Genomic DNA, 6493 nt, shown 5'->3' on the forward strand with positions numbered 1-6493 from the left:
ATCGTGCACACTGATCACCGCAGCCCTTGGATCGATCTTCGTTCTGTCGCAAGACGAATGATCAACCAAGGGCTGCGTTCATGATCAACCGGGTGGATGCCACCAACCCCGAGGTTAAAAATCAAGCTCAGAGCGTGTTTGAGATCTTGGTCGGCGTGGCTGGGTGATCTTAGCTGTGAGTGCGGCCAGGGTGTGGCGGATGGCACGCGAGCAGCGGTACCCGTCAGATCTGACTGACGCGGAGTGGGCGGTGGTGGAGCCGTTGCTGCCGGCGCCGGCGAGTCATCCTCGTGGTGGGCGGCCAGAGAAGCATCCTCGTCGGGACATCGTGGACGCGATCTTGTATGTGGTGCGGTCGGGGTGTGCGTGGCGGCAGCTGCCGGTGGATTTCCCGCCGTGGGAGACGGTGTACTGGTATTTCACCCGGTGGGAACAGCAGAAGTTGACCTTCCGGATGGTCGACGCCCTGCGCGCCCAGGTCCGCACTGGTGAGGGCCGGGACCCGGATGCCAGTGCGGGGTTGATGGACTCCCAGTCGGTCAAGGGCGCCGACACCGTCGGCATGGACACTCGCGGCTATGACGCGGGCAAGAAGACCAACGGGCGCAAGCGGTTCATCGTCACCGACACCCTCGGGCTGCTGCTGGTCGTGCTCGTGCTACCGGCCAGCGTGCAAGACCGCGACGGCGCGAAGAAACTGCTGCTGGAACTGCGGCACCGCCAACGCATGTCCCGGGCCCGTCGGGTGCGACACCTGTTCGCCGACGGCGGGTTCGCCGGCGCCCTGATCGACTGGGCTCGCGCACTGCTCATAACCACGATCGAGATCGTGCGCAAACCCCAAGGCCAGAAGGGCTTCGCGGTGATTCCCAGGAGGTGGGCGGTCGAGCGCACGTTCGCCTGGCTCACCGGTCACCGCCGCCTGGCCCGCGACTATGAACGCCACCCCGCCACCGCCGAGGCCATCATCCGCTGGGCCGCCATCGCCACCATGACCCGCCGCATCGCCCGCGGAACACCCGCCACCCGACCCGGACCACGCCACTTCACCACCCCATGAAAGATCTCAAACACGTTCTCACGGATCCGCGCGTCGTCCTCGACGAGCAGCAACGTGGCAATCATCCCCACCTCGAGTCCGGGCTCACCGGAGATCAAACGGGTGTCGGAGACGTGGCTCGGGTGCGCGACCATACTCTCGTCCTAACGCCAGTCCGCCCCGAACGTCACGGCTCCGCCCCTTGCGGTTGCCTGACACTTCTGGCCGCATCCGCCCCGCCGGCCGAGAGCCGTCGACAATCGGACAGTCGCAACGGCACGAGTACGGGAGTCCGATGCCTATCACACCGTCGCACCCGACGAGGGCTCCCAGTCGTGATCACGTGCCCATGTTGGTCGCCGCCGAGGTGGTGTCGCTGTGGCCTCGTGGCGTTCGGGAGGCGACCACGGCCGAGGAGGCCAGCGTGTGGCCGGCCTTCGTGGTGGTCGTCGGTGAACATCCCGATGGCGAGCCGTCGGCTGTCACGCCGTTGTTCGACATGCTCGACCGCCCACGGCACGGCTCCGTGGTGACCATCGTGACCGCTCGGAGTCAGTGGTCGATACTCGATCCGCGACTCGCGCTGATGCGATTCGGCGTCCGTGCCAGCGTGCCGGTGCGCTTCGCCGCACAGATCTTGATTCCCGCACAGCAGGTTGTCGGCCTGTTGGAGGTGGTGGCCCGCGGCGCCACGATCGGCATCACCACCCGCGGACGCGCCTACCGGCTCACCGAGACCGTCGGCGTTCGCGAGGCGCTCCGCGAGCTGGTGCTGCTCAGCTGCGGCCCCTCTCGCGAGCTCGCCGAACTGGCCGGCCACATCAGCGCGATCCACGGGGCGTGACCGGCGGATCGTCAGACAGTCGTCAGGTCGATCGGCGCGGTGACCCGTGAGGATGGCGGTAGCCGATCGATCGGGGAGTGACACGAGCCGATGTCTCGCCACGAGCAGCGTTGCCCGGCCGTGCGGACGGTGGACCTGATCGCCGAGTCGTGGACGCTGCGGATCGATTCCCGACTCGGCGATCGTCACCGCCGGCCGACACCCCGCGGGAGCACACGATGACGCTGGACGAGCAGACGTCCGATCAGGTGCTTGCCGAGGCGCATCTCGCCGGCGTCGACCGTGCCTTCCTCGGCGTGGTGGATCGCTGGCTCGAGGAGCCGCTGCGCGGGTGCACCCGCGGCGCCGTGCGGGAGGCGTCGTTCGTGCTCGCCGAGCTGCTGTCCAACGCGTTCCGGCACGCTCGGCCGCCGTTCGCGGTGCGGGTGGCCCTGCCGCAACTGGGCGGCGCGCTCCGGCTTGAGGTGCACGACGGCATGGCCTCGTCGACCACCGGCTGGCCGCTGGGTAGCGGCTTGCGAGTCGTCCGCGCGCTGTGCCCGGACTGGGGGATCGAGCACGAGCCGGACGGGAAGGCGGTCTGGGCGGAGTTGCCCATCCTGGTGAGTCCCGCCGATGTCTGACCGGACCACGCGATCGGAACGGAACGACGGCACGCCCGCCGTTGAGGCGGTCGAGGTGCTGGTGTTGTGGCCATCCGCACCGCACGGGCCGTCCGGCGGGTCGCTGCGGGCGCCGGTGTTCGTGATCGTCGTGGACGAGGGTACGAACCACAGTTCGGACGACTCCTCTGTGGACCTCTTGCTCGGCCTCGTCGGCCGACCGCCATCCGATGCCGCCGCGGTGTCGTTGACCGCGGACTGTCGTTGGTCGGTGGTCCATCCGCGCGAGACGTCGCTGCGGCTGACCGTACGGGCGAGTGCGCCGACGCCCTTGGCGGTCGACATCCTGGTTCCCGCCCAGTGTTTTCTCGGTCTGAACGATGTCGTCGCGCGTGGCGCCGCGATCGGCGTCACGACCCGGCAGCATGCCCGGCGGCTCGTCGCCCGCATCGACCGATCGGGCCTGCCCGGTGTGGTGCTGCTCGGCTGCCGCACCTCCGGTGAGTTGTCGGCCGTCGCGAACGTCCTGTGCCGCAACGTTGCCTGACAGTTCCCGCTGAGCCGGCGGTCACGCGAGTACGAAGTAGCGCAGCCAGAGGTACGGCGCGGCCAGAGCGATGGTGATCGCGGTGACGACGATCCCCTTGCGGGTGAACTCCCAGAAGGAGATGGGTGTCTGGTTGCGTAGGGCGATGCCGAGGACGACGACGTTGGCGCTGGCGCCGATGGCGGTCGTGTTGCCGCCGAAGTCGGCGCCGAGGGCCAGTGACCACCACAGTGCTTCGGCGTGTGTGGGGTTGTCGATGTCGGCGGCGAGTTGGGCGACGAGTGGGCTCATGGTGGCGACGTACGGGATGTTGTCGACGACGCCGGACAGCACGGCGGAGACCACGAGGATGAGCATGACGGCGGTGAGGGCGTCGCCGCCGGTGGCGTCGGCGGCGAGCTGTGCGAGCTCGCCGATGGCGCCGGTCTTGACCATGGCGCCGACCAGGATGAACAGGCCGGCGAAGAACAGCAGGGTCTCCCATTCGACGCTGGCCAGGTAGTCGTCGGGCCGGCTGCGCGAGACGAGGACGAGGACGCCGGCGCCGAGCAGCGCGACGACCGAGGGTTCGACGTGGTGGATCGAGTGGGTGACGAAGGCGGCGAACACCACGAGCAGCACGGCCGCGCACTGAACGAGCAGCCTGGGGTTCTGGATGGCCTCTCGCTCCTCGAGTTCCATGACGCTCGCCGCCCGGGCGGGTTCGACCGTGAACGAGCCGCGGAACAGCCAAGGCAGGATGAGCGTGAACACGGCGAGCTCGACGGCGACGATCGGTGCCATGTGGACGAGGAAGTCGTTGAAGCTCAGTCCCGCGCGGCTGCCGATGATGATGTTGGGTGGGTCGCCGATGAGGGTGGCCGCGCCACCGATGTTGGAGGCGAGCACCTCGGCGATGAGGAATGGTACGGGGTTGATGTCCAGCCGGTCGCAGATGAGCAGGGTGACCGGGGCGATGAGCAGCACGGTGGTCACGTTGTCGAGCAGTGCGGAGGCGACCGCGGTGATCAGCACCAGCAGCACCATGATCCGCTGCGGGGAGCCGCCTGCGCGTTTGGTCGCCCAGATCGCGGTGTACTCGAACACGCCGGTCCGGCGCAGCACCCCGACGATGATCATCATGCCGAGGAGCAGGAAGACGACGTCCCAGTCGATGCCGGTCTCGTGCGAGTAGAACGCGTCCTCCGCGCCGACCACGCCGAGTCCGAGCACGATACCGGCGCCACCGAGAGCGGCGGCCGTCTTGGGGACCTTGTCCGACGCGATCAGCACGTAGACCACGACGAAGACCGCGATCGCGATGCCGGTGCTCATCGCAACCCGACAGTCAACTTGCCGCCTCGGCGACCCGACGTGAGAACTCCCTGTGTCGACAGGGGATGCCGTTCACCGCGGCGATCATCGCGCGGATGAACAGACTGCGGACACGCAGACCGTGGTCAGGTGTGGACACGGTGAAGGAAGGTTCTGGCGCAACTGCCGGCTCCTTGGTCGGAACGGACCCTACGTTGCCGACCAGACTTCCCGGCGCACCACTAGCTACCCTATCACGCATCCGCACGCGGCACATCAGCGTCCTGTGTGGACTGTCACTCGCAGGACGGTGCCACGGTGTGTGCCGATGTGATGACCGAGCGGTGGCCAGGCGTGCGGTGGCAGATCGTCAGCGAGTCGTCAGGCCGACCGGCCCGGACACGACGGAGTTTGGCGATGTGCCGCCTACCCGAACTCCACCACCGTGTGTTGCCCGACCACTCGGCGAGAGGCGGTCGGCCGACCCGGATCCCGCCTTCCTGACCGTGCTGCACCGATGGCTCTCCGGCCGCCTGCGCGGCGGGTGCGATCAAGGAGGCGCGCATCGTCCTCGACGAGCTAGTCGCCAACGCGATCCGCCATGGGCTGCCGCCGTTCACCGTGCAGCTGTCCCTGACGACGGACGCTCGCACAGTGCGGTTGGCGGCCGACGACAGCCGTACGCACACCGGCGCGGAATGGCGGGCCGCCCACCGCACGGCACACCGGCTCCGGTCGGTGTCGTCGAACCCGGCGACGACGCGCGCTAGGCGCAGGTGGTCATCCAGCACCGGCCAGGCTCGCGAGCTCGGCGAGCGTTTGGGTGGACTCGGGACAGATCAACAGAACCACATCAGTCAGCGCCTGCCGGACGCCGACAGGTCGCCCGGAGAGCCGCTCGGCGCGCCCGGCAGTGGTGACGGCCAGCGTCGCGTCGGACAGCACGTCGAGAAGGCCGCTCACCTCGCGCACCGGAAACACGATGTCCACGGCGAACCGCACCGGCGCGACACCGTGAATCGAGAGGCGCAGCAGCGCGTTGCGCTGATCCAGTACGGACCACCGGCAGCGGGCACCGACCACCGCGAGCTCATCCGGCCGTCGCGGGCGGTGCAGGAGGTCGAACAGCGGCCCCGCCGACGAGGTCTCGCTGACCGGCAGGTCCCTGACCGCGATCACGAATACCGGCCACGGCCACGTGCTGCCGCGCGGCTCGTCGACGTGACGCGGCCACAGAAGGATGGCCTCTTTCGCGACCAGGGTGGCGGACCGTTCATCGCGTGCCGGTCGGAACATCCTCGCAAGCGCCATATCATCCCTCGAAGCCCGGTTGTCCTCCGTAGACGCCGGTGCCGGCCACTCGTCACGCACGAGGCTCCGCCGGCGAGCGGTACTTATGTTGGTAGGCAACACATCGTCATAGTCCGGTGCGTCCGGGTGGATCGACCTGACGAGTCCCTGACGATCCGTCCCCGATTGCGAAGGCGTCGACGAGACCTGACGACTTGTCAGGTTTCGCGGCGTCCGGGCGGGCACGTCAGTCTCATGCGGCGACTCCGTCTCTACTACGGAGCACTGGTATTCCTGGCGGTCAGCGGCTGCAGTGGCCCAGGCAACGACCGGGCAGGGCGCTTCGACGACCGGCCCGTCGGGCACGTCGTCAGGGCCGGCTTCAGCGTCCACTTCGGACACGGTAGACAAGTCGGCTGACCACCCGACGACGCCGTCCGCGCCGGTGGCATGCACCGTGGGTGCCCTGTCGGTGTCGTTGGGTGAGTCCGAAGGCGTCACGGGCACCACGTACCGCGCACTGGTGTTCAAGAACACGGGTGACGATCCGTGCACGATCGCGGGCTTCCCCGCGTGATGGTGGTCGCGGGGGAGGACCAGCAGCAGATCGGTGCGCAGGCCACAAGCGGCCGGCATCCGTTCCATGCGTTAGGGGCAGCGCACTGCGCGTCGACCTAGGTTTAGCGTCGGTGTAGCGCGTCGCCTTGTCGGTATTCGCACCAGGTCACTGCGGCTTGGTGGACGTGTTGTTTCCAGGGGTGTGGTGAGCTTCCCCCCAGATCGTGGAGGACTCCTCTACGCGGCTCGACTGGCCGCGTTGGTCTCGTAGTCGATCGGGGATTGCATGCCACAGTAACTGTGGCGACGTCGTCGATTGT

The 6493-nt window shown here is 68.0% G+C and carries 7 protein-coding genes; 5 read left to right on the plus strand and 2 right to left on the minus strand.

Features of this window, described 5'->3' with window-relative positions; genetic code table 11:
* Positions 1-199 precede the first annotated feature (199 nt).
* The 4 genes from ACRDSK_RS30605 to ACRDSK_RS30620 all read left to right on the plus strand — a co-directional run bounded on the left by ACRDSK_RS30605 (position 200) and on the right by ACRDSK_RS30620 (position 3032).
* Positions 200-1060 carry an IS5 family transposase gene (locus tag ACRDSK_RS30605; RefSeq protein ID WP_431444871.1) on the plus strand — a complete coding sequence of 287 codons (861 nt, stop codon included), beginning with the start codon at positions 200-202 and terminating at the stop codon, positions 1058-1060.
* Between the two features lie 322 nt (positions 1061-1382).
* Positions 1383-1883 carry a hypothetical protein gene (locus ACRDSK_RS30610; protein WP_431444872.1) on the plus strand — a complete coding sequence of 167 codons (501 nt, stop codon included), beginning with the start codon at positions 1383-1385 and terminating at the stop codon, positions 1881-1883.
* Positions 1884-2101: 218 nt separating this feature from the next.
* The gene (locus ACRDSK_RS30615; protein WP_431444873.1) at positions 2102-2506 is read left to right on the plus strand and encodes an ATP-binding protein; all 405 of its coding nucleotides are present in this window, start codon (positions 2102-2104) and stop codon (positions 2504-2506) included.
* A 115-nt stretch (positions 2507-2621) separates the two neighbouring features.
* The gene (locus ACRDSK_RS30620) at positions 2622-3032 is read left to right on the plus strand and encodes a hypothetical protein (protein ID WP_431444874.1); all 411 of its coding nucleotides are present in this window, start codon (positions 2622-2624) and stop codon (positions 3030-3032) included.
* A gap of 21 nt (positions 3033-3053) precedes the next feature.
* Here ACRDSK_RS30620 and ACRDSK_RS30625 read toward each other — a convergent pair whose 3' ends face one another.
* Positions 3054-4346: an SLC13 family permease gene (locus tag ACRDSK_RS30625; RefSeq protein WP_431444875.1), complete on the minus strand. Its 1293-nt coding sequence runs from the start codon at positions 4344-4346 to the stop codon at positions 3054-3056.
* 759 nt (positions 4347-5105) lie between these two features.
* Positions 5106-5621, minus strand: a complete 516-nt coding sequence (locus tag ACRDSK_RS30630; protein WP_431444876.1) for a hypothetical protein — start codon at positions 5619-5621, stop codon at positions 5106-5108.
* Between the two features lie 439 nt (positions 5622-6060).
* Here ACRDSK_RS30630 and ACRDSK_RS30635 point away from each other — a divergent pair, with 439 nt between their 5' ends.
* Entirely contained in the window at positions 6061-6192 is a 132-nt protein-coding gene (locus ACRDSK_RS30635) for a DUF4232 domain-containing protein (RefSeq protein ID WP_431444877.1), read from the plus strand.
* The last annotated feature ends 301 nt before the right edge of the window (positions 6193-6493 follow it).

This window comes from Actinophytocola sp. (genome assembly GCF_050699915.1).
GTDB lineage: Bacteria > Actinomycetota > Actinomycetes > Mycobacteriales > Pseudonocardiaceae > Actinophytocola.